At 61.2% G+C, this 23,439-nt stretch carries 24 protein-coding genes; 10 read left to right on the top strand and 14 right to left on the bottom strand.

Translation table 11 applies throughout. The annotated features are described in order from the left end of the window. Positions 1–364 precede the first annotated feature (364 nt). Positions 365–703 (top strand): hypothetical protein, encoded by a 339-nt coding sequence (locus C2L65_RS20010; protein WP_042311209.1) that lies wholly within the window; start codon positions 365–367, stop codon positions 701–703. Between the two features lie 17 nt (positions 704–720). On the opposite strand, the gene C2L65_RS20005 is transcribed toward C2L65_RS20010, so the two are convergent. Next, complete coding sequence (locus C2L65_RS20005; RefSeq protein WP_042311211.1) at positions 721–1,545, bottom strand: DUF72 domain-containing protein; 825 nt, start codon at positions 1,543–1,545, stop codon at positions 721–723. Positions 1,546–1,730: 185 nt separating this feature from the next. Then, positions 1,731–2,519, bottom strand: coding sequence for an SDR family NAD(P)-dependent oxidoreductase (locus tag C2L65_RS20000; protein WP_042311213.1), 789 nt, complete (start codon positions 2,517–2,519; stop codon positions 1,731–1,733). 323 nt (positions 2,520–2,842) lie between these two features. Here C2L65_RS20000 and C2L65_RS19995 point away from each other — a divergent pair, with 323 nt between their 5' ends. Further along, positions 2,843–3,955, top strand: a complete 1,113-nt coding sequence (locus C2L65_RS19995; RefSeq protein WP_042311214.1) for a porin — start codon at positions 2,843–2,845, stop codon at positions 3,953–3,955. Between the two features lie 383 nt (positions 3,956–4,338). Further along, positions 4,339–4,518, top strand: a complete 180-nt coding sequence (locus C2L65_RS19990; protein WP_042311216.1) for a hypothetical protein — start codon at positions 4,339–4,341, stop codon at positions 4,516–4,518. Positions 4,519–4,584: 66 nt separating this feature from the next. Here C2L65_RS19990 and C2L65_RS19985 read toward each other — a convergent pair whose 3' ends face one another. The 3 genes from C2L65_RS19985 to frc (C2L65_RS19975) form a co-directional block, all read right to left on the bottom strand. Continuing rightward, positions 4,585–5,613, bottom strand: coding sequence for a 2-dehydropantoate 2-reductase (locus C2L65_RS19985; RefSeq protein WP_007585250.1), 1,029 nt, complete (start codon positions 5,611–5,613; stop codon positions 4,585–4,587). Between the two features lie 145 nt (positions 5,614–5,758). Beyond that, positions 5,759–6,556: a fumarylacetoacetate hydrolase family protein gene (locus C2L65_RS19980; protein WP_042311245.1), complete on the bottom strand. Its 798-nt coding sequence runs from the start codon at positions 6,554–6,556 to the stop codon at positions 5,759–5,761. A gap of 79 nt (positions 6,557–6,635) precedes the next feature. After that, the gene (gene frc, locus C2L65_RS19975) at positions 6,636–7,883 is read right to left on the bottom strand and encodes a formyl-CoA transferase (protein WP_042311218.1); all 1,248 of its coding nucleotides are present in this window, start codon (positions 7,881–7,883) and stop codon (positions 6,636–6,638) included. A gap of 108 nt (positions 7,884–7,991) precedes the next feature. Here frc (C2L65_RS19975) and C2L65_RS45550 point away from each other — a divergent pair, with 108 nt between their 5' ends. Then, the gene (locus tag C2L65_RS45550) at positions 7,992–8,258 is read left to right on the top strand and encodes a hypothetical protein (RefSeq protein ID WP_156132344.1); all 267 of its coding nucleotides are present in this window, start codon (positions 7,992–7,994) and stop codon (positions 8,256–8,258) included. A gap of 643 nt (positions 8,259–8,901) precedes the next feature. Here C2L65_RS45550 and C2L65_RS19970 read toward each other — a convergent pair. From C2L65_RS19970 to C2L65_RS19950, 5 genes are all read right to left on the bottom strand, one after another. Continuing rightward, complete coding sequence (locus C2L65_RS19970) at positions 8,902–9,138, bottom strand: hypothetical protein (RefSeq protein WP_042311220.1); 237 nt, start codon at positions 9,136–9,138, stop codon at positions 8,902–8,904. 85 nt (positions 9,139–9,223) lie between these two features. After that, entirely contained in the window at positions 9,224–9,655 is a 432-nt protein-coding gene (locus C2L65_RS19965) for a PAS sensor domain-containing protein (RefSeq protein WP_042311222.1), read from the bottom strand. Positions 9,656–9,776: 121 nt separating this feature from the next. Then, positions 9,777–11,027, bottom strand: a complete 1,251-nt coding sequence (frc, locus tag C2L65_RS19960; RefSeq protein ID WP_042311224.1) for a formyl-CoA transferase — start codon at positions 11,025–11,027, stop codon at positions 9,777–9,779. A gap of 26 nt (positions 11,028–11,053) precedes the next feature. Further along, a complete protein-coding gene (gene oxc / locus C2L65_RS19955) occupies positions 11,054–12,793 on the bottom strand; it encodes an oxalyl-CoA decarboxylase (protein ID WP_042311226.1) in 1,740 nt (579 codons plus the stop codon). A gap of 231 nt (positions 12,794–13,024) precedes the next feature. Next, complete coding sequence (locus tag C2L65_RS19950) at positions 13,025–13,744, bottom strand: GntR family transcriptional regulator (protein ID WP_042311228.1); 720 nt, start codon at positions 13,742–13,744, stop codon at positions 13,025–13,027. Positions 13,745–14,023: 279 nt separating this feature from the next. Here C2L65_RS19950 and C2L65_RS19945 point away from each other — a divergent pair, with 279 nt between their 5' ends. Then, positions 14,024–14,404 (top strand): hypothetical protein, encoded by a 381-nt coding sequence (locus C2L65_RS19945; RefSeq protein WP_042311229.1) that lies wholly within the window; start codon positions 14,024–14,026, stop codon positions 14,402–14,404. 229 nt (positions 14,405–14,633) lie between these two features. Here C2L65_RS19945 and oxlT read toward each other — a convergent pair whose 3' ends face one another. From oxlT to C2L65_RS19930, 3 genes are all read right to left on the bottom strand, one after another. Further along, a complete protein-coding gene (gene oxlT / locus C2L65_RS19940) occupies positions 14,634–15,953 on the bottom strand; it encodes an oxalate/formate MFS antiporter (protein WP_042311247.1) in 1,320 nt (439 codons plus the stop codon). Positions 15,954–16,383: 430 nt separating this feature from the next. Next, entirely contained in the window at positions 16,384–17,103 is a 720-nt protein-coding gene (locus C2L65_RS19935) for a GntR family transcriptional regulator (protein WP_042311231.1), read from the bottom strand. Between the two features lie 226 nt (positions 17,104–17,329). Beyond that, on the bottom strand, positions 17,330–17,629 hold the full coding sequence (locus C2L65_RS19930; RefSeq protein ID WP_042311234.1) for a hypothetical protein: 300 nt from the start codon (positions 17,627–17,629) through the stop codon (positions 17,330–17,332). Positions 17,630–17,928: 299 nt separating this feature from the next. Here C2L65_RS19930 and C2L65_RS19925 point away from each other — a divergent pair, with 299 nt between their 5' ends. Beyond that, positions 17,929–19,275 (top strand): metallophosphoesterase family protein, encoded by a 1,347-nt coding sequence (locus C2L65_RS19925; protein ID WP_042311236.1) that lies wholly within the window; start codon positions 17,929–17,931, stop codon positions 19,273–19,275. A 16-nt stretch (positions 19,276–19,291) separates the two neighbouring features. Here the strand turns inward: C2L65_RS19925 and C2L65_RS19920 are convergent, their stop codons facing one another. Then, entirely contained in the window at positions 19,292–19,645 is a 354-nt protein-coding gene (locus tag C2L65_RS19920) for a DUF1428 domain-containing protein (RefSeq protein ID WP_042311237.1), read from the bottom strand. Positions 19,646–19,836: 191 nt separating this feature from the next. On the opposite strand from C2L65_RS19920, the gene C2L65_RS19915 reads away from it, so the two are divergent. The 4 genes from C2L65_RS19915 (at position 19,837) to C2L65_RS19900 (ending at position 23,290) form a co-directional block, all read left to right on the top strand. After that, entirely contained in the window at positions 19,837–20,223 is a 387-nt protein-coding gene (locus C2L65_RS19915; protein ID WP_042311239.1) for a DUF2946 domain-containing protein, read from the top strand. 113 nt (positions 20,224–20,336) lie between these two features. After that, a complete protein-coding gene (locus tag C2L65_RS19910) occupies positions 20,337–21,218 on the top strand; it encodes a hypothetical protein (protein WP_042311240.1) in 882 nt (293 codons plus the stop codon). Positions 21,219–21,231: 13 nt separating this feature from the next. Further along, the gene (locus tag C2L65_RS19905; protein WP_042311242.1) at positions 21,232–21,591 is read left to right on the top strand and encodes a copper resistance CopC family protein; all 360 of its coding nucleotides are present in this window, start codon (positions 21,232–21,234) and stop codon (positions 21,589–21,591) included. Positions 21,592–21,817: 226 nt separating this feature from the next. Then, complete coding sequence (locus C2L65_RS19900; RefSeq protein ID WP_042311248.1) at positions 21,818–23,290, top strand: mechanosensitive ion channel family protein; 1,473 nt, start codon at positions 21,818–21,820, stop codon at positions 23,288–23,290. Positions 23,291–23,439: the final 149 nt, after the last annotated feature.

The raw sequence follows: 23,439 nt of genomic DNA, 5'->3' as shown, positions 1-23,439 counted from the left end.
CATGACCTGCACGCCTCGGCGTCCCCAATGTACGAACGACCGTACGTCAATATCGAAGGCGCACGGTCGTTACTCGTAAGTTCAGCCAAATCGCATGATCTAACTCTCAATCGCACGCTTCTCCTCGCTTCCGTTCAGCACTTAACCACGCCACCGCAAGCGGATTGACTCCAAAAACAACGATTAGACCGCAAACTCAATCCGGCTTTGTGCATCGCACCATATTTTTGTCTATAGTGGTGGGTGGAGATGTCTTTCGCATCCGCGAAAGCGCTGATTATTGACGGATAGTCCGCCCCGAAGCGGACACCAGCCCGCCGCGGCCCATGGGGGCTCGCGGTCGCTCAGGCGAGGAGAAATCACGATGTTCGATGCCGAAATCGCCGCAAAGCTGCTGAACCGGTGGACGGTCAGGCCACCGGCCGCGCAGTGCGACAGCTATCTGGATCTGCTTCGCGAGGGGAATCTCAACTTCACCCATCAGCTGGGTCGCGCGACGCCGGGCGGCGTCGCTTCAGAGAGTCTCTTCGATCTCGAATCGCTCGTATTCGTCGACGGCTCGCGCGCACTTCGCCTGAAAGCGCCGGGCGCGACGCCCGACTGGACGCAGTGGGCCGCGTTCGAGCCGCCGCTGCGCCCTGTGGCGAATGAGATCGCGCCGTTTGACGACGAGTCCTGCACGCTCGAGGCGCCCGAACGCTGAGTCATGCCGATGCGCTGTTACTGCGCCGCCTTGATCCGCTCGATGAGCGCCATCGCGGCGGCGGGATTGTGTACCTTGTGCCCGCTGATCACGAACAGGTAGACATCGCGCGCCTTCTCGGGCGCGGCGCGACCATAGGTATCGAGATCGTCGGGCGCGCCGCCCGCGGCCCAGGTCTGCGCGCGCTCGGTCCACTTGTCGAGCGCCTTCTTGGTGTAGCCGCTCGGATTCGCCTCTTCCGTGCCCATGATGCGCGCGTAGACGAAGGACGCCGTCGGATCGGCGATCTGCGGATACTTCGAATCGCCCGCTACGACAATCGCGACGCCATGCTTGCGCGCCAGCGCGACGAACGCCTCGTCGCAGAAACTCTCGTGACGCACTTCGACGGCATGGCGCAACGTCTGCCCATCGACCTTCGCGGGCAATAACTCGAGGAAGCTGCCGAAGTCATCGGCATCGAACTGTTTGGTTGGCGGGAATTGCCAGTTGATCGGACCGAGCTTGTTCTTGAGTTCGAGCACGCCGCTCGCGACAAAGCGCTCGACGGAATCGCGCGCTTCCGCCAGCACGCGCCGGTGCGTCGCGAAGCGCGGCGCCTTCAGCGCGAACACGAAGTCGTCGGGTGTTTCGTCGTGCCACTTCGCAAAGGTGGTGGGCTTTTGCGAACCGTAGAACGTACCGTTGATCTCGATCGCCGTGAGTTGCCGGCTGGCGTACTCCAGCTCACGCTTCTGCGCGAGCCCTTCCGGATAGAACACGCCGCGCCACGGTTCAAAAGTCCAGCCGCCAATGCCGATATGAATCCGCGTTGCCTTCGCCGTCGTTTTTCGAGTCGTCATGGTTCACGCCTTGGCGCATGCCGCGCGAGAGCAATGATGCACAGAATAGACGATGCAAGCCGGCATTTGCGCAATCGCACATCGTCGCGTCACGCCAATCGAAGGCGGAAAAGGCACGGCGCGCCCGGCGAGACGCATAAGGCGCGCTCGTTCCTTTTTGCGGCGCCGCGTGAGCGACCAGAAGATCAGAACACCGCGCGCACCACGCCGCCATCCGCGCGCAACGCCGCGCCATTGGTCGCCGACGACAGTTCCGAGCACACGAACACGACCATGTTCGCGATTTCCTCGGGCGTCGTGAAGCGCTTGAGGATCGAGCTGGGCCGCGCCTGTTCAAAGAACTGCTTTTCGAATGCCTCGAAGGTCTGTCCGCCCGAGAGCTTGTCGATGAACTCCTCAACGCCATCCGAGCTGGTCGGCCCCGGCAACACCGAGTTGACCGTCACGGCCGTGCCCGTGCATGTTTCGGCGAGACCGCGTGCGAGCGCGAGCTGCGCGGTCTTGGTCAAGCCGTAGTGAATCATCTCGGTTGGAATCTGGATGCCGCTTTCGCTGCTGATGAACACGACGCGCCCCCAGTCCTTCTGCTTCATCCCGGGCAGATACGCGCGCGACAGCTGCACGCCGGACATCACGTTCACGTTGAAGAAGCGCAGCCACTCTTCATTGGAGATCTCTTCGAACGGCTTCGGATCGAAGATGCCCATGTTGTTGACGAGAATGTCGACCTGCGGAAAACGCTCGACGAGCCGCGCGACGTGCGCCGCGTCCGACACATCGCCGGCGAATCCTTGCACGGTCGCGTCGGGCACTTGTGCGCGCAGTGTTTCGATGGCGTGATCGACCGATTGCTGCGAGCGGCCGTTGACGATCACGTGTACGCCTTCGCGCGCGAGCCCGACGGCGATCGCATGACCGATGCCTTTGGTGGAGCCCGTTACGAGCGCAAGCTTGTTTCTGATCTTGAGATCCATCTGGTTTCCTTTCAATCGTGCGATAAACGGATCGCGGACAAGACGCGCGCAACGCGCTATCGTCCCGCATCGTGACGTTGCATTCGCGAGTGTAGGACCGGGATAAAAATATTGCAGCCGGCGGGACGGATGCCGCGCGCGGCGCCCGCAATCACTGAGAAGTCAGCGTCTTGCGCGATAGCGAGCACGATTCTTCAAACAGTACTAGCATCCGACTGACATTCGCCGCGTACACGAGAACACATTCATGCATAACGCGTGACCATCCGGCGCAACGTCCAGATAACGAGTTATCCACGCATCGAGGATACGAAGAGACGCCCATGAAAACACGCACCCGGCTCGCTGCGCTGCTCGCGCTCGCCTCTCCCGTCGCATTCGCGCAGAACAGCGTGACGCTCTATGGCCGCATCGATGGCGGCGTCCAGTATCTGAATCACATCGCGACGCCTTCGGGCGGCAGCACCTCCAGCTGGACAGCCGAAGGCGGCGACTGGGGCACCAGCATGCTGGGCTTCAAGGGATCGGAAGATCTTGGCGGCGGCATGTCGTCGGTGTTCGATCTGGAAACGGGACTCCAGGTGATGAACGGCACGACGAGCGGCGGCCGGCTGTTCTCGCGCCGCGCGTATGTCGGACTCGCTGACAAACGCTTCGGTCAGATTCAGGCAGGCCGGAACCTGTTTATCGATAGCGACGGTGTGTGGGAATTCGATCCCTTCGTGCAGCAGGCTTTCTCGTCGGCATCGCTGGTGCGTGGGCGCAACTGGCAACAGACGAGCAATAACATCGAGTATCACAGCCCCGTTTTTCACGGCTTCGATGTGCAAGGGCAATACGCGTTGGGTAATCAGGCGGACGGCTTCAACCGAGGCGCGCCCGGCGAGTTCGGCCGCTCCGACGGCATCATGCTCACGTACCACTCGCAACTGTTCGACGTGCGCGGCATCTACGACGAACTGCGCGACGTGAATGGGCGCATGACCAACGTCTTCACGAGTTCGCGCGAATACTTTGTCGGCGCGAATGTGCGTGTATCGAAGGTAAAGATTCAGGGCGCCTATACGCACCTCGCAGCGCCCGATACGCCAGCGGGCCTCGCCGACAGCGCGGACTACTACTGGCTCGGCGCGACGTGGGAAGCCACGCGTCAATTCGCCGTGACGGCGGCGGCCTTCTACGTCCATCTTAGCGAAGGCTCCGGCGACGCGACACACGACCCCGCCGGACACGCGACGATGTTCGTGCTCGGGTCCACCTACAACCTGAGCCAGCGCACTTTCCTCTACGGCACGGTCGCCTACATGCGCAACAGCAGCCACGCAAACTTCTCGCTGCTCGCGACTTCGCGCGATGCGACGGGCAGCGCGAACACGAACCCGTTGCCCGGCGAATCGCAAACGGGCGCCTACGTCGGCGTGATGCACGTCTTCTGATCGAGGCCGTCATTCGTACGAACAATGGCGGGCTCATTCCACTTCGGCATCGATCTCATTCCAATACCGGAATACCCGCTGCTGTCACGCGATTCGAGTAGTGCTTCGATATGCGGCGCTTGACCACGCGCAAGACAACCCGCATTTGCCTACTATTGAATCGCACACTGATTCAACCTGAGACGGAAGCCAGAGATCAACACGCGCATTCGCGCTCACCGCATCTCTCCAGGTCGATTTCGATCGCAGCAATCGCGCTCCTGCCGCTGACGGGCTTGCTTCCGGCCTATGTTCAGTCTCTACAACGGCAATGAGAAAGGCCGTGTCTTGCACGACACGCCAGCGAATGCTGCCGCAGCGATTTCAACCTTGAAGGAGGTGCCATGAAAAGCCCCATCTATGAAGAGCGTCTCGAACTGCTTGGCTTGATCGCGCGCGAAGCGCTCGGCATTGAGGAACTGAACGAGCATCCGGACGTGCTCGCCGCACTGGAAGCGGCCTACGACGCCGGCCTGTGGGTCGGCCATAGTGTTGGCCGGCGTGAGGAAGCCTGCGTCGGATGATGGGACTTGTGACGCGCGGGCCGTGCGACAGCCCGCGCTTTATGCGCCAACGCAGCACCGGGCCAGTTACGCAGCCTTCGCACTCGGCGCAGCGTGTTCTGGCTTTGCCGCTGGCGCGCCATCCTTCTGCTGCGCGATCTGCTCGCGCAGCTTGATCAACGCGAGAACGGTATCGACGGTCGGCGTTTCATGCCCGACCAGCCGCCCCATTTCCTGCACGACGGTCAGCAGCGGATCGATTTCCATCGGGCGTCCCGCTTCAAGATCCTGCAGCATCGAGGTTTTGTGCGCGCCCACCGCGCCCGCGCCATCGATACGCCGCTCGACATCCACGCGGAAATGCACGCCGAAACGATCCGCCACGGACTTCGCTTCGAGCATCATCGTCTTCGCAACGGCGCGCGTGCCGACGTGACTCGTGATGACATCGAGCGTCGCGTGCGTCAACGCGCTGATCGGGTTGAAGCACAGATTGCCCCACAATTTCAGCCAGATTTCATCGCGGATGTTGTCGCGAATGGGCGCGTCGAGCCCTGCTGCGACCATGATCTGCGACAGCGCTTCGACGCGCGGAGAACGCGTGCCGTCCGGCTCGCCGATGGGAAACTTCTTGCCGTACACATGCTTGATCACGCCCGGCTCGACGATCTCCGCGGCGGGATAGACGACACAGCCGATCGCGCGCTCAGGTCCAAGCTTCTGCCATTGCGTGCCACCCGGGTCGATGCTTTCGAGCGTCGTGTTCGCGAACTCGCCGCCATGCTTGTAGAAGTACCAGTACGGAATACCGTTGACGGCCGTCACGATGGCCGTCTCAGGCCCGAGCAGCGGCTGCATCGCGTCGACGACGCCCGGCACCGAATGCGCCTTCAGCGCGATGATCACGTAGTCCTGCGGCCCCAGCTCGCGCGGGTCCGACGAACAACGTACGTTAACGACACGCTCGGTATCGTCGATCAGCAGACGCACGCCGTTGCGTTGCATCGCGGCAAGATGCGGGCCGCGAGCGACGAAACTGACATCCGCGCCCGCAAGCGCCAGTTCCGCGCCGACATAGGCGCCAATCGCGCCGGCTCCATAAACACAGATCTTCATCTATCTGCTCCCATTCCAAGAAGTGATCAGTGAGATCGAGCCGGGCGTCTCGCGACGCAGCGCGCGATCGTCATTGTCGATTCATGGTCGACTCATTGGCGATGACGCGTCCGGCTCTCATTTGCATGCTCAGTGCGTGTTCTTTTCAGGCCGCCGTCTCGAGCTGCCTTGAGGCGGCGAGCTGATTCGGCAGCGCGCCGATACCGTCGATCGATACGACGACCGTCGAGCCGTCCTTGATCGAGCCGACGCCGATCGACGTTCCGCATGCGATCACGTCGCCGGGCATCAGCGTCATGTCGTGCGAGATCATGCTGACCTGTTCGGCCGGCGTGAAGATCATGTCGGAGATCGGATAGTTCTGCCGCTCGACATCGTCGAGACGCGTGACGACATTCGCGTTGCGCCAGTCGAACTGCGTTTCGATCACGGGGCCGATGCAGCTGAACGTATCGAAGCCTTTCGAGCGGCACCATTGCGCGAAATTCGGGTCTTCGTTCAGCAGGTCGACGGCCGTGACGTCGTTGATGCAGGTGTAGCCGAAGATGTAGTTGTCCGCTTCTTCGGGCGAGACATTGGTGCAGCGCTTGCCGATCACGATGCCGAGTTCGCCTTCGTAGGCGATCTTGCCGCTATAGCCTTTGGGGCGGCGAATGGGCGCGCCAGGGCCGATCACGGACATCGGCGGCTTGATCAGAAAGAGCGGGTGCGACGGCGCCGCCTTGCCGAGCTTCTGCGACAGCGCATGAAAGTTGTTCCAGAGCGCGACGACCTTGGTCGGCAGGCACGGGCTCAGCAACTCGACGTCGTCCTGTTGCCACTGCTTGCCCGTCGCTGTTGCCTCGCCGAACATGTCGCCCTCGAATTCGGCGATGCTGCCGTTGTCGAGCACGCCGAAACCGATATGACCTTGCGGCTGCCGGAAGCGTATCCACGATGTCATCGAAACTGTCTCCACAAATTTTTTGTCGACCGACACGGTGAATACGCCCGCGTCACGAGTTTGAATCGGGTTTGATTCTTCAGATAGCGCCGACTGTCCGCAGCGCTTCGATCTGTTCACGCGAATAGCCGAGTTCGGCCATCACTTCGTCCGTGTGCTCGCCGAGCAGCGGCGAGCGCGTCACGTCCGTCGGGCTGTCCGACAGCTTGATCGGGTTGCCCACCGTCAGATACTTGCCGCGCACCGGGTGATCGACCTCGACGATCGTGCCCGTCTTGCGCAGCGAGTCGTCTTCCGCGATCTCCTTCATCGACAGGATCGGGCCGCACGGAATGTCGTATTTGTTCAGGATTTCCATTGCCTCGAACTTGGTCTTCGTCATCGTCCAGCGTTCGATCTCCGCGAAGATTTCCTTCAGGCGCGGCAGGCGTGCGGTCGGCGTTGCGTACTCGGGGTCGGTAGCCCACTCTTCCTTGCCGATCACGTTGCAGATCTTCACCCACACGGGTGCCTGCGTGATGAAGTAGATGTACGCGTTCGGATCGTGCTCCCAGCCCTTGCACTTGAGGATCCAGCCCGGCTGTCCGCCGCCCGACGCATTGCCCGCACGCGGCACCGCCTCACCGAATGTACCGTTCGGATACTGCGGATATTCCTTCATGACACCCGTGCGTTCCAGCCGCTGCTGGTCGCGCAGCTTCACGCGGCACAGGTTCAGCACGCCGTCCTGCATCGCCGCGAGCACCTTCTGGCCGCGGCCCGTCATCGTGCGCTGATAGAGTGCCGTCACGATACCCAGCGCCAGATGCAAGCCCGTGCCGCTGTCGCCGATCTGTGCGCCCGTTACAACCGGCGGGCCGTCATCGAAACCGGTCGTCGAGGCCGCGCCGCCCACGCACTGCGCCACGTTCTCGTAGACCTTGCAGTCCTCGTACGGCCCGGGACCAAAGCCCTTGACCGATGCGACGATCATCTTCGGGTTGAGCTCCTGGATGCGCTCCCACGTGAAGCCCATGCGGTCCAGTGCGCCCGGCGCGAAGTTCTCCACCAGCACGTCGCACTTCTGGATCAGCGCCTCGAGCACGAGCTTGCCTTCGGGATTCTTCGTGTCGATGGTGACCGAGCGCTTGTTGTGGTTGAGCATCGTGAAGTACAGGCTGTCCGCGTCGGGGATGTCGCGCAGCTGTTCGCGCGTGATGTCGCCTGCGCCCGCGCGCTCTACCTTGATCACGTCTGCGCCGAACCACGCGAGCAACTGCGTGCAGGTCGGGCCTGATTGCACGTGGGTGAAATCGAGAATGCGCACACCGTCGAGTGCCTTGCCCATGCTACGTCTCCCATCATTGTTGAATGTGTTGCTTGCGCATGTCGGGGGGTTTTTGCCCGGGATTTGAACACGCCTGATATGTGATATATCGTATTTACAGCCCGGTATTTGAGCAAGCTTTTTTGCCAGGTTTTTAGTGGGGATAAACCCCAAGGTCGTGGTTTGGCGCTGGCGCTTGGGGTTTTGGTTTTTTTGCGGCGGTTGGTGGTGGTTTTTTTGCTCTTCGCGGCGCGGGCTTTTTCGCTGGCATCCGCGTGGCGCCTACGCGGCGCAGGCGTTGCCCCTGTGCGGGGCGGCACCTACTTTTCTTTGCCGCCGCAAAGAAAAGTAGGCAAAAGAAAGCGGCTAACACCGCCAATTCTTGTCTTTGCCTGAGGGCCCCCACAGGGTCTTTCGCTTCAAACGGCAACGAAATAGCCAACGCATGTTGCCAGCGCACTGAATGAGCGCCTCACCCTTTTCATGCACCGGCGCCCTGACCCACGATACGAAATATCCACGGCCGCATAGCGGCAAACTGTGTGTAGGTCGTGCCGTCATACAAGGCAGCGCTCCTACATGGAGGTATGCGTGCGCTTTCGGTCCGAAGTAAGGCATATGTGGCGCGATGGCCTACACACAGTTTGCCGCTATAGAACGTGGGAAATTTGGTCACGCGCGTGGCGACGCGGGAGCGCGAAGCGGGTGATGCGTATGGAGAGAGCGTTGGCAACTCACGCGAACAGAAATGCTGCCGCGTGAAGTGTGGGGACGTTGGGGGCTCGTGGATAAGAACAAGGGCTCGCGGTGTTAGCCGCTTTCTTTTGCCTACTTTTCTTTGCGGCGGCAAAGAAAAGTAGGTGCCGCCCCGCACAGGGGCGACGCCTGAAGCACGCTAACAATTCGCGGATGCCAGCAAAACCACGAGCAAACCAAACCGCCCGCGCCGAGAAAACGCAAACGCGGATACCAGCGCAAAAGCAAAAAAACCAAACCTCAAGCGCCAACAAAAATCCCCCCACGCCGCACGGCAAAAAACCTATACAGCCTGCGGCCCAATAACCGCAACAACAACGCCACGCGCAGCGTCAATAGCCGCCGCCTCAGTAGCAAACACAGTGTGATCAACAACATGCTGGAAAGGCAAAACATGAACGGGCACATCAGCCCCATCATCCAGTTTGCGCACGGCGGCAAACGCCGCCCACCCACCGTTATGAATAAACTGCATAGCAGACAACTCGACCTGATAAGGTCCAAAAATTTCCACACGCATCGATGTTCTCCGTACCAAATCGCCGCAACGACGATCGACGTTGATATTGACTGCGCGAGAGCAAAGCGCCACCTTCAGGGCACATTCAGGCGCCAACGCGCGCCTCAAGTTCCGCGATGCGCTTGCGCAGATTGCGGTCTTCCTGGAAGCGCGCGGTTTCATCGCGGATCACCGCGACAATGCCCGTCAATTCGCGCTCGGGTGAATACAACAGTGCAACCGTAAAAGCGATCGACAACGCCCGCCCGTCCTTATGAATCGCAGGCACGCGAAGAAGATCGTTGCCATAGCGCGTCTGTCCCGTCGCCATGGTCTTTTCATAGCCTTCCCAGTGACGCCCGCGCAAACGCTCGGGAATAATCAGATCAAGCGACTGACCCAGCGCGTCTTCCTGAGTAAAACCAAAAATGCGCTCCGCCGCGGGATTCCACAGCGTAATCGCGCCGTGCTGGTCCGAAATCACGACGGCATCGCCGATTACGTTCACCAGCTGTTCAAAATCGATGGCTGCTTGCATATAGGGGCTCGTGTGTTATGGGCTCGCTGCCGCTCAGTAAAAACAGCGCCACGCGGGCGCTGTTCGAGTGGGCTCCGTCTCTCTCCGTGTAACCCGGAGCCCATTGATACGCCGGTGACAATTACACCACTTTCGCTTCCCGCAAGTTCGCGATCTGATCGAAGCTATAGCCCAGATCCTTGAGCACTTCTTCCGTATGCTCGCCGAGCAGCGGCGAACCCGTGATCTCAGGCTTCATGTCCGAGAACTTGATCGGGCTGCCAACCGTCAGGTACTTGCCGCGCGCCTTGTGATCTACTTCGACGATCGTCCCGCTCGCACGCAGCGACTCGTCGTTGGCGATTTCCTTCATCGACAGAACAGGCGAGCACGGAATGTCGAATTTACGCAGGATGTCGACCGCTTCGAACTTCGTCTTGTCGGCGAGCCACGCTTCGATCGTGTTGAAAATATCGAAAATGTGCGGCTGGCGTGCCTGCGCCGTCTTGTACGCCGGGTCGTCGATCCATTCCGGCTTGCCGATCGCGCGGCAGATCGGATCCCACGCGTGGCCCTGAATCGTGAAGTAGATGTACGCGTTCGGGTCCGTTTCCCAGCCCTTGCACTTGAGCACCCAGCCCGGCTGGCCGCCGCCGCCCGCATTGCCGCCGCGCGGCACGACATCGCTGAATTCGCCGTGCGGATACTGCGGATACTCTTCCAGGTAGCCGACGCGGTCCAGACGCTGCTGGTCGCGCAGCTTCACGCGGCACAGGTTGATCACGCTGTCCTGCATCGACACGGCCACCTTCTGCCCCTTGCCCGTCTTGTCGCGGCCGATCAGCGCCGTGAGAATGCCGATCGCGAGGTGCATGCCCGTGTTGCTGTCGCCGAGCGCTGCCGCGCTGACCGTCGGCGGGCCGTCCCAGAAGCCCGTCGTCGAAGCCGCGCCGCCTGCGCACTGCGCGACGTTTTCATAGACCTTCAGGTCGTCGTAGTGGTGGCCGTCGCTGAAGCCCTTGACCGATGCAACGATCATCTTCGGGTTCAGTTCGTTGATGCGTTCCCACGTGAAGCCCATGCGGTCCAGCGCGCCCGGTGCGAAGTTTTCGACCAGCACGTCCGATTCCTGAATCAGCTTTTCGAGCACTTCCTTGCCGTCTTGCGTCTTCGTGTCGAGCGTCAGCGAACGCTTGTTGCTGTTGAGCATCGTGAAGTACAGCGCGTCGGCTTCCGGAATGTCGCGCAGCTGGTTACGCGTCACGTCGCCCGAACCGGGGCGCTCGACCTTGATCACATCCGCGCCGAACCAGGCAAGCAACTGGGTACACGCAGGACCGGCCTGGACGTGCGTGAAGTCGATGATCTTGACGCCTTCGAGTGGTTTGCTCACTTTTGTATCTCCGTGGTTGGCTGATGTCACTTTTTCATTGCCGCGCTTTGCGGGTTCAGATTGGTCAAGCGTCCGCTTTCGGTGCCTGCCGCTTCGTCGATCACTGCGTTGATGAGCGTCGGCTTACCCGATGCAATCGCTTCCTTCACCGCTTTATCCAGTTCTTCGGGCGTCGTCACGTTGTAGCCGATGCCGCCGAATGCCTCGATCATCTTGTCGTAGCGCGCGTCCTTCACGAACACCGTCGGCGCAACGTCCTTGCCACCCGTCGGATTCACGTCGGTGCCGCGATACACGCCGTTGTTGTTGAAGATGATCGTGCACACGGGCAGGTCGTAACGGCAGATCGTTTCGAGTTCCATACCGCTGAAGCCGAACGCGCTATCGCCTTCGATCGCGAGCACCGGCTTGCCGCTCGTCACGGCTGCACCGATTGCGAAGCCCATGCCGATACCCATCACGCCCCACGTACCCGAGTCGAAACGCTTGCGCGGCTGATACATGTCGATGATGGCGCGCGCATAGTCGAGCGTGTTCGCGCCTTCGTTGACGACGTTGATGTCCGGGTTCGCCTTGACGATGTCGCGCAGCACGCGCAGCGCGCTGTGGAAGTTCATCGGCGACGGATTCTTCGCGAGCGTCGCGGCCATCTTCTGCAGGTTCGTGTTCTTCTTCTCGCTGACGGCGTCGAGCCATTCCTTCGGCGGCTGCGGGAAGTTGTCGCCAACCTGATCGACGAGCGACGCAACGCACGAACCGATATCGCCGACGATAGGCGCCGCGATCGCGACGTTGCTATCCATCTCCTGCGCCGAGATATCAATCTGCACGAACTGCTTCGGCTTGCCCCACGTCTTGCCCTTGCCGTGCGACAGCAGCCAGTTCAGCCGCGCGCCGATCAGCACGACGACATCCGACTCGGCCAGCACGAACGAACGCGCAGCCGAAGCCGATTGCTCGTGCGTGTCGGGCAGCAGACCCTTGGCCATCGACATCGGCAGATACGGAATGCCCGTCTTTTCGATGAACGCGCGGATTTCCTTGTCGGCCTGCGAATACGCTGCGCCCTTGCCGAGCAGCACCAGCGGACGCTTTGCGCCCTTCAGCAGATCGATGGCGCGCTTGACGGAATCAGGCGCGGGCAACTGGCGCGGCGCGGCGTCGATCACGCGTACCAGCGACTGCTTGGCCTTCACGGCGTCGATGGTCTGCGACAGCAGCTTCGCCGGCAGATCCAGATACACGCCGCCCGGACGACCCGACACGGCAGCGCGAATCGCACGCGCCAGACCGATGCCGATGTCTTCCGCGTGCAGCACGCGATACGCAGCCTTCGCGTACGGCTTCGCCGCGTTCAACTGATCCATCTCTTCGTAGTCGCCTTGCTGCAGGTCGACGATTTCGCGTTCGCTCGATCCGCTGATCAGGATCATCGGAAAGCAGTTCGTCGTTGCGTTGGCGAGGGCCGTGAGGCCGTTCAGGAAGCCCGGTGCGGACACCGTGAGACAGATGCCGGGCTTTTGCGTCATGTAGCCCGCGATGGCGGCTGCATGACCTGCGTGCTGCTCGTGACGAAAACCGATAAAGCGCATTCCTTCGGCTTGCGCGAGGCGCGCGAGGTCGGTGATAGGAATGCCGACCAGACCAAAAATCGTGTCGATGTCGTTCGCTTTAAGTGCATCAATGACGAGGTGGAAACCGTCCGTCGTTTGTTGTGCGTTCTCTTCAGCGGATTCTTGCGGTCTGATCTCAAGTACATCTGCCATGACGTCTCCTCCTTGGCCGGGTGTTGTGTGGCGTCTCGTGATATACAATATTCCAAACACAATATTAGTCAACGGATTTTTGCAGGTGCTTCAGGTTTCATCCGGTGTTGCTGCAGTGCAAAAGTTGGCTAGCGCTTTGTGCCTGAAGGGTCTGGGCGTCTGAATCGTGCATCGCATCAAGTGCCCGTTCGGGATAGTCCTGGGGTCGCTATATGTCAGTGATGGCGGCCCTCAGTCCAGAAAATCGCAATGTGCTTCGACATACAGCGCGAGGTCGAGCGAGTGCTGACGCACCAGTGCTTCGACGCGCTCGGTATCGCGCGCTTCCAGCGCTTCGATGATGCGCATGTGGTCTTCGATCGAGCGCGACGCGCGGTCGCTCTGCGCGATCGTCATGCGGCGTATCGCGCGCACGTGCATGAAGATGTTCTTGATCGTGTCGAGAATGATCTGCGAGCCGGATAGCTCGACGAGCGCCTGGTGAAACGCAATGTTCACCTCGGAGTACTCCTCAATGTGATCGGTTGGCGTGGTCGAATGGAAGTCGTCGAACATCGCGCGCAGCCCGGCAATGTCCTCATTCGACGCGCGCTGTGTCGCCAGACGCGCCGCCACGCTTTCGAGCGCGGCCCACATGCAGATCATCTCGACGATCTCTTTCTTCGTCTTGCGCAGGATGTACACGCCGCGGCGCGGCACCGTACGCAGAAAGCCTTCCTGTTCGAGCAGCGTCATCGCCTCGCGCACTGGCGTGCGGCTCACGCCGAGCGCCTCGGTCAGCTCCTTTTCATCCAGCCGCACTTCGGTGCGCGAGTGATAGATGTCGGTGTTCGCGATCGCGTGCTTGAGTCGCGCGTACGCCTGATCCCGCAGCGAAGCTGTCGCGCTGATCGGCGTGAGGTTCAGGCTCAACGGGATCGTGCGGACATTTTCTTGCGTGTCGGTGGACATGGTCGACGTGTCTCCTCAGTGTCGAAAACGGTGGTGGCCCGTTTGACGGAAGCGCCGGGTAAGGCGCGGTCGTTCGGCCCTTCTGCATGTCTGAAAATACCGTCTTGCATATGTGCAATACTGTATATCACATATCTTGTCGCCACCAATTCTCCTGCACCCTAGGTCTGTAGCAGGCAATCCATAAACGTTAGCGAATAGTTTTCAAAGAAAACTTTAACTATCGTGAATCGATCGACGCGCCTAAGCTGTCTTCACGCAATCGACGAATTGGAGGGGATGATGCGCAACGCACACGATCAACACCGGACTCACTACGAGCGCGCAATCGAGGCGCAGCTCTGCGCGTTCAACAGCGCGTTCGCGGACCTCGGTTTGCGCTTCCGCTGGGACGCGCAGACGCTGACGTCGCTTGCGACGATCGACGGCGAGCACGCTCGCGTCGTCGCTTATCTGGAGGCGCATCAGGCGCATTTGCTCAATGCGTACAGCGCCGAGTTCCTGAGCGCGGCGATTCTCGCGAAGAAGAGCGCGCACACGCCCGAGGTGCTGCCGACGCGTATCGATGCGTCGAGCGACACGCAACGTTCGAATCGTTCGGCCTTTTCGTTTTCGCAGTACTTTGCCGATGACAGTGTGCCTGCTCTTGCAGGCGCCTGAAGAACGGCAAGCCGCACAAGAAACAGAAGCAAGCCGCAAGCAATCTCCCGCGCTGATGAAGCGCGGGAGATTTTTTATTGGCTCGTCGATTGTCGAGAGCGCGGGTTCGGCGCAAACCGCGAGATGCAAGCGAGCGGCCAAAAAAACAAAGCGGCGCGCCGCCCTTTCAGGCCACGCACCGCTTCAAGATTTCAATGATGAACCCGCAGCGCCAGAACTGCGCCCTGCCTCACTCGCCCGAGCTTGCGCTTAATCGCGACGCGTTGGCCGACGAAGAGGACGCGGACGTCCCCGACTCGATCAACCGTGCGCGCATCGGTGCGAGCACGAACTTGGCCGACACGCCCGCCGCAATCGTGATGACGGCCGACACGATGAACACCAGGCTCCAGCCACCCGTCGCCGACAACACCGACGCGAGCGGCACCAGCAGCGCCGCCGTGCCCTTCGCCGTATACAACGTGCCCGCGTTAGACGCCGCAAACTTGCTGCCGAACGTATCCGCGCAGATGGCCGGGAAGATCGAGAAGATCTCGCCCCAGAACAGGAAGATCAGTGCCGCGAACGTCATGAACGCATACGGGTTCTGGCCGTACTGCATCATGCCGAGCAACGCGAGCCCTTCGCCGATGAAGATCGCGAACATCGTGTTCTCGCGGCCGATCTTGTCGGAGATGAAGCCGCACAGCGGACGCGTGAAGCCGTTGCAGATGTTGTCGATGGACAGCGTCATCGTCAGCAGCGGCAGCGTCATGCCGAACATCGTCATCGGCAGTTTCGCGAGGCCCCAGTCTTTTGCGATCGGACCGATCTGTGCCGTCGCCATCAGGCCGCCCGCCGCGACCGCGACGAACGCTGCGTAGATCACCCAGAATACGGGCGTCTTGATCATCTGTCCCGGCGTGTAGTCGATCTTGCTCACCGCGAACTTGCGCTTGATGTTCGATACGGCGCGCGTCGACGGCTTGTGCAGCAGCAGCGCCAGCACGAAGATCGCCGCGCCTTGCAGGATGCCGAAGAACAGGAACGTGTGCTCATAACCTGAGCGCGTAATCATGTTTGCAATCGGAATCACTGTCACGGCCGCGCCCGCGCCGAAACCCGCCGCCGTCAGGCCCGCCGCGAGACCGCGCTTGTCCGGGAACCACTTCAGCGCATTGCCGACGCATGTGCCGTACACGCCGCCCGCGCCGATGCCGGCGACGACGGAGCCGATATAAAGTTCAGGCAGCGTCGTCGCATGCGCGAACAGCATCCACGCGAGGCCCGCGCAAATCGCGCCGACCGCGACGACGGGACGCGGACCGAAACGGTCGACGAGCCATCCTTCGACAGGTACGAGCCACGTCTCCGTGACAATGAAGATCGAGAACGCAAGCTGAATCGATGCTTCGCCCCAGTGGTGCCGCGCGTTCATCGGCGCGACGAAGAGCGTCCAGGCATATTGAAGGTTGGCGACCAGTGCCATACACAGCATGCCGATCACCAATTGACACCAACGGTTCGAAAATAGACCGTTTCCCGTCGCCTGTCGGGTGTTTCCATTCATGAGCATCGTCTCCGCATTTCTAGTGTTTTCGATGCAAGCCGCGCAATTCGTGATTGCGCTGCCCGCATCCGCCTTGCTGTTTTGTTCTACCCGGCGCTGGGGATTTTCGACAGACCTGCGTAGTTAACCATTCAAACAGGTTTCAGTCTTTACATTTTTATTCCAGCGGCCTGCGGATTTTCCCCAATGCAATGCGCTTAAAAACCGCCATTGCACGCGTTAACCCTTAAAACAGGACGCATCCGGGTGAACCCATCGTAAGAGCGCACAGGGGATTGGGAATAATTAAAGAAACTTATCGAATGCATTCGCGATCGTTTATGGATGCGATGGCACGGGGCGCGCAGAGAAGGTCGCCGGTTGGCAATGAGGGAAGATGCGGACATCCGGGAACGGATGTCCGCGGTAGATCAGGGAGAAGCGACTGCCCTCAATCGAGGAAGTCGCAATTTACCTCGATGAAAGCGGCGAGGTCGAGCGAGTGCTGGCGCACCAGACGCTCCGCGAGTTCGGTATCGCGCTTTTCCAGTGCCTCGATGATGCGCAGATGATCGACGATCGAACGCGACGCACGGTCGCTTTGCGAAATCGTCATGCGCCGGATCGCGCGCACATGAATGAAGATGTTCTTGATCGTGTCGAGAATGATCTGCGACTTCGACAGCTCGACGATGGCCTGATGGAACGCAATGTTCGCATCCGAGTACTCGGCGATATGCTCGGCCGGCGTCGAATCGCGGAACTGGTCGAACATGTGACGCAGCCGCGCGATTTCTTCATCCGTTGCGTGCAGCGTGGCGAGACGTGCGGCCATGCTTTCCAGCGCGGCCCACATCTGCACCATCTCGACGATCTCGCGCTTGCTCTTGCGCACGATGTAGATGCCTCGACGCGGGATCGTGCGCACGAAGCCTTCCTGTTCGAGCAGCGTCATCGCCTCGCGCACAGGCGTGCGGCTCACGCCCAGCGATTCGCTCAGCGCGCGGTCGTCGAGGCGTATTTCGTCGCGCGACGCATAGATATCGGCATCGGCGATTGCCGCGCGCAGCATCGCATATGCGCGATCCCGCAAACTGGCGCTCGTCCCGATGGGCTGCAGTGACAGGGTGAACGGCGTAGCCGCTGGCTGACTGTCAAGTTCTGACGACATGCATCGCCTCTGATCCGGTCGGTGCGAATGAGCACCGTAGTTGGCTTGAGCGGCGCACTGCGCCGCTCCCGTATCCGCGCCCGTCTACTGCCCTCATCGTCACGCGGACTGTGAACGTATTTAGTATATCAGCGCGTGAGGTATTGTCGATGAAAGCCGCATCGGTGCTGGCTGAGCAGCTTCGCCACGCGAGTCGCGCAGTGTAGCGCGTGCCCGGCAAAAGAGCCTACGGATTAGGAACCGTCGATGCAGCGCCCGTCGCGGCTGCCGTTAACGCCTCGGGCGCCGAGGACGCTTCGCGCGGCGCCTCATGCGCGATCGTGCCGCATTGCAGCTGGCCGGCGTCGCTGGATTCGAGCTCGGCGGCGTTCAGGTTCGCGCAGGCGGCTTCGACGATCGTGCCGATGTCGTGCCGGTTGCGCTCACGCGCGGCGTGCTTCATTTCGCTCTGGAGCCAGCCGCTGAAACTGACGACGGCGAACACGGCAACGGTGAGCAGTACGGACTCGGTCTTGGACACACGCATCTTTGATAGGGCTTTGCAGGAGGGACGGCCAGACACGTTATCGGCAGCGGCGCGAAAAGCTTGAATGGTTTGAGCGGCTCAGGTGAATCAGCGCGCGCTCATCGACGGCGAGTAATCGAGCGATTCAGCTTCATGCAAATTATGTTGAGCCAATCGTCTTGGTGTTAGCTGAATTAATCCAATAGCCTGTCGCTGCTTCAAGCTTCAATACCGCGAACATTACTCCCGGCTTTCGCATTCAATTCGAAAAGCCGCAATATGCAATACGGATTTCGCCAATCCGATCATTGGAGACCGCCATGGCCGCCGAACCCGAGAGCTTCCGCGATCAATTCGTTTCGCTGTTCCAGTCAGCCGTCGATCAGGTCGTGCGCAGCACGACGCCTTCCTCGGCCCTCGCCTCACGGCCTGGAACGGACAACGCACTCGTCAATGCGGCAGCGACGATTGCGTCGCTGAAGTCGCAAGGTCAATCGCCCTTGCCCGACGTCGCGCCCGACGAAGTCGCACAGGACGCCTGGACCTGCGCGAAGATGGGCTTCGCGTTGATGGAAGCCCGCGCCCGCGGCGACTCGGCCGGTGCCGACAGCATCGAGAACGACCTGCGCTTCAACGTCTGCGATCCGGCGTGGATCAAGGTCATCGAGAGCTACATGCAGTACTTCGGCCCGGACGGCAAGCGCGCGTCGATTCCGTACCGGCGCGCGGCCGCGATCGGCCCCGTCACTGTGCCGCTGAAAGCGGGCGCAACGGTCGCGCTGATCGCCGATTGGGGCACGGGCACGGACGTCGCCGTGGATCTGCTGAAGCAGGCCGCGCTGCAAAACCCCGACGTCGTGATTCATCTCGGCGACATCTACTATTCGGGCACGCCGCAGGAATGCGATGCGAACTTCAGGAATATCGTCGACAGCGTGCTTTCGCGCAGCACGAAGGACGTACCCGTCTACACGCTCTCGGGCAACCATGACATGTACTCGGGCGGCGCCGGCTATTACGGGCTGATCGACACGCTCAACGATCACGCGCGGCTTCAGCCTGCCAGCTTCTTCTGCCTGCGCAACGACGACTGGCAGTTCATCGCGCTGGACACAGGGCTGCACGACTACGACCCCTTCCACGGAACGGAAGTCCTCACGTTTATCGAGCAGGACGAAGAGGACTGGATCGTCGAGCGCATCGCCGAATTCAGCGGCAAGACGATCCTGCTTTCGCATCACCAGCTGTTTTCCGCGCTGTCGCAGATTGGACCGCTACAGACAGGCGGCAAGCTCATCGCGCACAACCCGAAGCTGCTCGCGAGCTTCCAGCGTTTCGCGCAAGCCGCGAAGCAGCCGGTTAGCGCATGGTTCTGGGGCCACGAGCACAACCTGAGCATCTATCAGCCGTACCTCGGATTGAATCGCGGACGCTGCATCGGCCATGGCGCAGTGCCCGTGATCGTCGACGGACCGGAGAACGCGCCGGACGCACGTATCGTCAATCCGCCCGCGCTGCAGAACGTGCTGCTGAAAGAGACGGACAAGATCTACATGCACGGCTTCACGATCATCCGGCTTGGACAAGGCGCGCAGAGCGGACAGGCGTCGGCGGAGTACTACGAAAGCAGCGACGGCACGACGCCCATGTTCACGGAAACGCTCTAGCGCCCGCTGAACGCCGTCACACGTCGACGATCACTTCGAAGCCGCCGTAGATCAGCCGCTTGCCGTCGAACGGCATCGTCATCACATCCGGTTGAAGCCGCGGATCGGCCATCACCTTGCCCATGCCTTCGTCGCGCTTCGCGCGCGAAGGCCAGACGACCCACGAGAATACGACCACTTCGTCCGGCTCGCGCTTGACGGCCAGCGGGAACGACGTGAGCTTGCCTTCGGGCACGTCGTCGCCCCAGCATTCGACGACGTTCAGCGCGCCGTACTCCTTGAACACGCCCGCCGCCGTCTCGGCGTGCTTGCGGTAAATTTCGCGATTCTCAGCCTTCACTGCCACCACGAATCCATCCACGTAGTTCATTGCCGCCTCCTGTGCAAAGTCGTCAGATGCCGGGCATAAAAAGCGCCGTTGCCCGGTTCTACACAGACGACGATCGACGCGACAGCAAATCGACAGCTTCTCGAAGATTTTCATGTTCGAATGCGCGGCGGGCATTCACCGTATGCCGCGCCAATGTCATAATCCGCGCAGCATCTACACACGTTTTCAACATGGCGAGCCGGTTCCATCGGAAGATTGGCTGCATTCTCGGATTGCTCGCGATCCTGATGGCGGCGCTCGCACCTACCGTCTCGCAGGCCATTGCGGCGAGCCGCGGCGCATACGATCCCGCCGCCGCCCTCTGCTCGGCCCAAACGGCCAGTCCCGCCGACACCCAAGAGGACGACACCGGCAATACGCACACGCTCGCCTCGCACTGGCATGCGTGCGGCTATTGCAGCCTGCTCGCGCATATTCCCGTGCTGCCCGCGTCGCCGTCGACGTTCGCGCTGACGGTCGCCGCGATCACACAGCGCGTGGCGGTTCGCTTCGAAAGCGTCGCGCTCATCACGCCGTTCGAAAGCGCGCAACCGCGCGCGCCGCCCGTGCATCTCTGAGTCGAACCCGCGTACCCGCAACGCCTTCACGGCGTTGCTGTTTTCGCGCACGCCGCGTTGCCGCTTTCCGGCGCGTACGCGGCCGGCGCGCGCTCTCACTCAGGATCACCTATATGAATATCCGACACGCCAGGCGCGGCACGCTGCCGTTCGCCGGCTGCATCCTTGCAGCCTTGCTAGTTCCTTCCATTTCTCATGCACACGCCATCGCAGGCGACCGCGTCTTCCCCGCCACGATGGCCGTCGACGATCCGGGCGTCAGCGACGAACTCAATCTGGAATATGGCCACCAGCGCGTGCGCGGCGATGATGGCGACCAGAGCGTCAACAGCTTCAGCTTCGAATACGACAAGCTGATCACGCCGCGCCTCGCGGTATCGATCGGAGGCGCGTATGTCGGGCAGAACAATCCGACCGCGCACGGCTTCGACAACTTCAGCGTCGGGCTCAAGTACCTGTTGTATGTGAACGAGGCGCACGAGTTCATGACGTCGATCGGCGTCGATGCGGACCTGGGCGGCACGGGCAGCCACGCGATCGGCGAGAGCTTCTCGACCATCTCGCCGACGATCTTCGCCGGCAAGGGCTTCGGCGACCTGCCCGATTCGCTCGCGTATCTGCGCCCCATCGCGATCACGGGCGAAGCGGGCCCCGCGTTGACGACGGGCGCGGGCCAGCCGAACGCGTTCAACTACGGCGTGACCGTACAGTACAGCCTGCCCTATCTGCAGCAGCACGTGCGCGACGTCGGCTTGCCGCAGCCGTTCGCGAACCTGATACCGATCGTCGAAATTCCGCTGTCGCGCAGCCAGGGGCAAACCACGGGCACGGTCAACCCGGGTGTCATCTGGATCAACCGATATGGGCAATTCGGCATCGAGGCGCAGATCCCCGTGAATCACGCGAGCGGCTCCCATGTCGGCGTGCTGGTGCAGGCGCATCTGTTCTTCGATGACATCGCGCCCACGACGATCGGCAAACCGCTTTTCCCGTAACGAGGACACCACCATGAACACGACACGACTCGTGGCGGCGCTCGCGCTGTCACTCATGCTGACGCCGCTCGCGGCGCTGGCCCATGTGTTTCCGCAGAAGCAGGAGCCCGGCGCGGGCACGACCGTCGAGGCGCCCGCCAGGGTGACCATCACCTTCGATGGCCCGCTCGAACCCGCCTTCAGTTCGTTGACCGTCACGGATGCGGCGGGCAAGCAGGTGAGCACCGCGAAATCGACGGTCGATGCGCAGCAGCCGAGCGTCGCGTCCGTCGCGCTGCCTGCTCTCGCCCCAGGCAAATACACGGTGCATTGGGTCGCGGTGGCATCGGACGGTCATCGCACGCACGGCGACTACGCGTTCAATGTGAAGTGACGCGTGGCGTAACAGCGGGTGCCGAACCCCACGTACGCTCTGCTGCATCGCGATTAAAAATGTCGTAAAAAATGGGCTGAATGCGCGACGCGCGGCGTCATGAAACTGGACATGACGCCGCGTTGCACGAGGCCGTGCTACTGTCGCAAACAGCCGTTGCCAACGACGATTGCATGAGGCTGGCGTACACGTCGCTTTGACCGTTCAACCCCGCTATGGAGTGTGCGTGAACAATCCGCTGATTTTTGGCTTTGCGCTCGTCGCAGTCGATGTCGTGATCTGGCGTTGCACCACACCCAAAAACGAAGTCGCGCGGCTGCTGGTGCGCCTGTGCATTTACGCGGCCTTTAGCGCGCTGCTGTTCGGCTCGGGCCTGAGTCCGTTCTCGCAGGCGCCCTACGCGGATTCGAAGCCGTTGCACGTGCTTGGCCAGGTGCTCGAAATCATCTGGTGGCTGATGGGCGCGCGCCTGTTGAGCCTTGCGCTCGACACCCTGCTGTTGCCGCAGACCTGGCGCCGTCAACGGCTCTTCTCTGACGTGTTCGGCGCGGTGGTGTTTCTCGCGGCTGTCGTTGCGGCGCTTGGCTTCGTGCTCGAGTTGCCGGTGCGCGGGCTGGTCGCGACCTCGGGCGCGCTCGCCATCGTGCTTGGCCTTGCGATCCAGAGCACGCTCAGTGACGTGTTCGCCGGCATCGTGATCAACACGACCGAGCCGTATCACATCGGCAACTGGGTGATTATCGACGGCGTCGAGGGCAAGGTGCTGGAGATGAACTGGCGCGCGACGCATCTGCTGACATCGCAAGGCAATATCGTGATCGTGCCGAATGCCGTTGCGGCGAAGGCGAAGATCACGAACAACAGCCGCCCGTCGGCGCTGCACGGCGTGACCCTCATGCTGGAAATCACGCCCGAAGCGCGTCCGAGCGTGGTGCTGGCTGCGCTCGAACGTGCGCTGGCGGGTGTGCGGGCGGTGATCGCCGATCCGGCGCCGTATGCGATCGTGAAGCGGACCAGCATCATGTCCGTCACGTACGAGGCGACCGCGTATGTCGATGACATGAGCAAGAAACTCGCCGTCACGAATGAGCTTTTTGACTTGTGCTACCGGCAGTTGCAGGCGGCGGGTGTCGAGTTGAAGCCGCTCGGGGCTGGGTATGCGCCTTCGTCTTCGCCTTCACTGGCGCAGCAGACCGATCCGCGCATTGCGCTGCTGCGGCGCGTGGAGATATTCGCCGCGTTGACGGTGGAGGAGTTGCAGCGTCTTGCGCCTATGCTTTCACGTCGCTCGTATGAGCGCGGCGATACGGTGGTCACGCCGGACAAGGTGCTCGACCATTTGACCATTGTCGATTCGGGTGTGCTGTCTGTTGTGGCTGAAGATGCGTCTGGGCCTGTCGAAGTGACTCGTCTTGGGCCTGGTGATGCGTTGGGCGAATTCGGTCTGCTGGCAGGCATGCCCGCGCGTGTGACGATCTCGGCGCTTACGGCGGCGACTGTTTATCAGTTGAAGAAGGAGGACTTGACGCCGCTGCTCAAGGATAAGCCCGATGTCGCCAGGGAGATGTGTCAGATGCTGTCGCGGAGGCAGGATACTCTGGGTAAGCTCGGGACGCCGACGCCTGTTGCTCAGTCGGAGCAGTCGATTTTTCAATGGCTGCTGGATGGGATGAAGAAGTTGCATGATCTGACGTTTTGAGGTTTTTTTGTCTGCGACGCTGGGTAGTTTGGGGTTTGTGATCGCATCCGCATTTGCGCTCTCTCGGCGCGGGCGGGTTGGGTGTGCTGGTCTTTTCGCTGGCATCCGCGATGCGTTAGCGTGCTTCAGGCGTCGCCCCTGTGCGGGGC

The sequence above is a fragment of the Paraburkholderia terrae genome (genome assembly GCF_002902925.1).
In the GTDB taxonomy this organism is placed as follows: domain Bacteria; phylum Pseudomonadota; class Gammaproteobacteria; order Burkholderiales; family Burkholderiaceae; genus Paraburkholderia; species Paraburkholderia terrae.
Note: the sequence above shows the minus strand (reverse complement) of the source record. Positions and strands in the feature narration are given on the sequence as shown.

Excerpts from the sequence above, each read along its gene's own strand:
- C2L65_RS20010 (WP_042311209.1), top strand. The coding sequence starts at position 365 with ATGTTCGATGCCGAAATCGCCGCAAAGCTGCTGAACCGGTGGACGGTC.
- C2L65_RS20005 (WP_042311211.1), bottom strand. The coding sequence starts at position 1,545 with ATGACGACTCGAAAAACGACGGCGAAGGCAACGCGGATTCATATCGGC.
- C2L65_RS20000 (WP_042311213.1), bottom strand. The coding sequence starts at position 2,519 with ATGGATCTCAAGATCAGAAACAAGCTTGCGCTCGTAACGGGCTCCACC.
- C2L65_RS19995 (WP_042311214.1), top strand. The coding sequence starts at position 2,843 with ATGAAAACACGCACCCGGCTCGCTGCGCTGCTCGCGCTCGCCTCTCCC.
- C2L65_RS19990 (WP_042311216.1), top strand. The coding sequence starts at position 4,339 with ATGAAAAGCCCCATCTATGAAGAGCGTCTCGAACTGCTTGGCTTGATC.
- C2L65_RS19985 (WP_007585250.1), bottom strand. The coding sequence starts at position 5,613 with ATGAAGATCTGTGTTTATGGAGCCGGCGCGATTGGCGCCTATGTCGGC.
- C2L65_RS19980 (WP_042311245.1), bottom strand. The coding sequence starts at position 6,556 with ATGACATCGTGGATACGCTTCCGGCAGCCGCAAGGTCATATCGGTTTC.
- frc (WP_042311218.1), bottom strand. The coding sequence starts at position 7,883 with ATGGGCAAGGCACTCGACGGTGTGCGCATTCTCGATTTCACCCACGTG.
- C2L65_RS19970 (WP_042311220.1), bottom strand. The coding sequence starts at position 9,138 with ATGCGTGTGGAAATTTTTGGACCTTATCAGGTCGAGTTGTCTGCTATG.
- C2L65_RS19965 (WP_042311222.1), bottom strand. The coding sequence starts at position 9,655 with ATGCAAGCAGCCATCGATTTTGAACAGCTGGTGAACGTAATCGGCGAT.
- oxc (WP_042311226.1), bottom strand. The coding sequence starts at position 12,793 with ATGGCAGATGTACTTGAGATCAGACCGCAAGAATCCGCTGAAGAGAAC.
- C2L65_RS19950 (WP_042311228.1), bottom strand. The coding sequence starts at position 13,744 with ATGTCCACCGACACGCAAGAAAATGTCCGCACGATCCCGTTGAGCCTG.
- C2L65_RS19945 (WP_042311229.1), top strand. The coding sequence starts at position 14,024 with ATGATGCGCAACGCACACGATCAACACCGGACTCACTACGAGCGCGCA.
- oxlT (WP_042311247.1), bottom strand. The coding sequence starts at position 15,953 with ATGAATGGAAACACCCGACAGGCGACGGGAAACGGTCTATTTTCGAAC.
- C2L65_RS19935 (WP_042311231.1), bottom strand. The coding sequence starts at position 17,103 with ATGTCGTCAGAACTTGACAGTCAGCCAGCGGCTACGCCGTTCACCCTG.
- C2L65_RS19930 (WP_042311234.1), bottom strand. The coding sequence starts at position 17,629 with ATGCGTGTGTCCAAGACCGAGTCCGTACTGCTCACCGTTGCCGTGTTC.
- C2L65_RS19925 (WP_042311236.1), top strand. The coding sequence starts at position 17,929 with ATGGCCGCCGAACCCGAGAGCTTCCGCGATCAATTCGTTTCGCTGTTC.
- C2L65_RS19920 (WP_042311237.1), bottom strand. The coding sequence starts at position 19,645 with ATGAACTACGTGGATGGATTCGTGGTGGCAGTGAAGGCTGAGAATCGC.
- C2L65_RS19915 (WP_042311239.1), top strand. The coding sequence starts at position 19,837 with ATGGCGAGCCGGTTCCATCGGAAGATTGGCTGCATTCTCGGATTGCTC.
- C2L65_RS19910 (WP_042311240.1), top strand. The coding sequence starts at position 20,337 with ATGAATATCCGACACGCCAGGCGCGGCACGCTGCCGTTCGCCGGCTGC.
- C2L65_RS19905 (WP_042311242.1), top strand. The coding sequence starts at position 21,232 with ATGAACACGACACGACTCGTGGCGGCGCTCGCGCTGTCACTCATGCTG.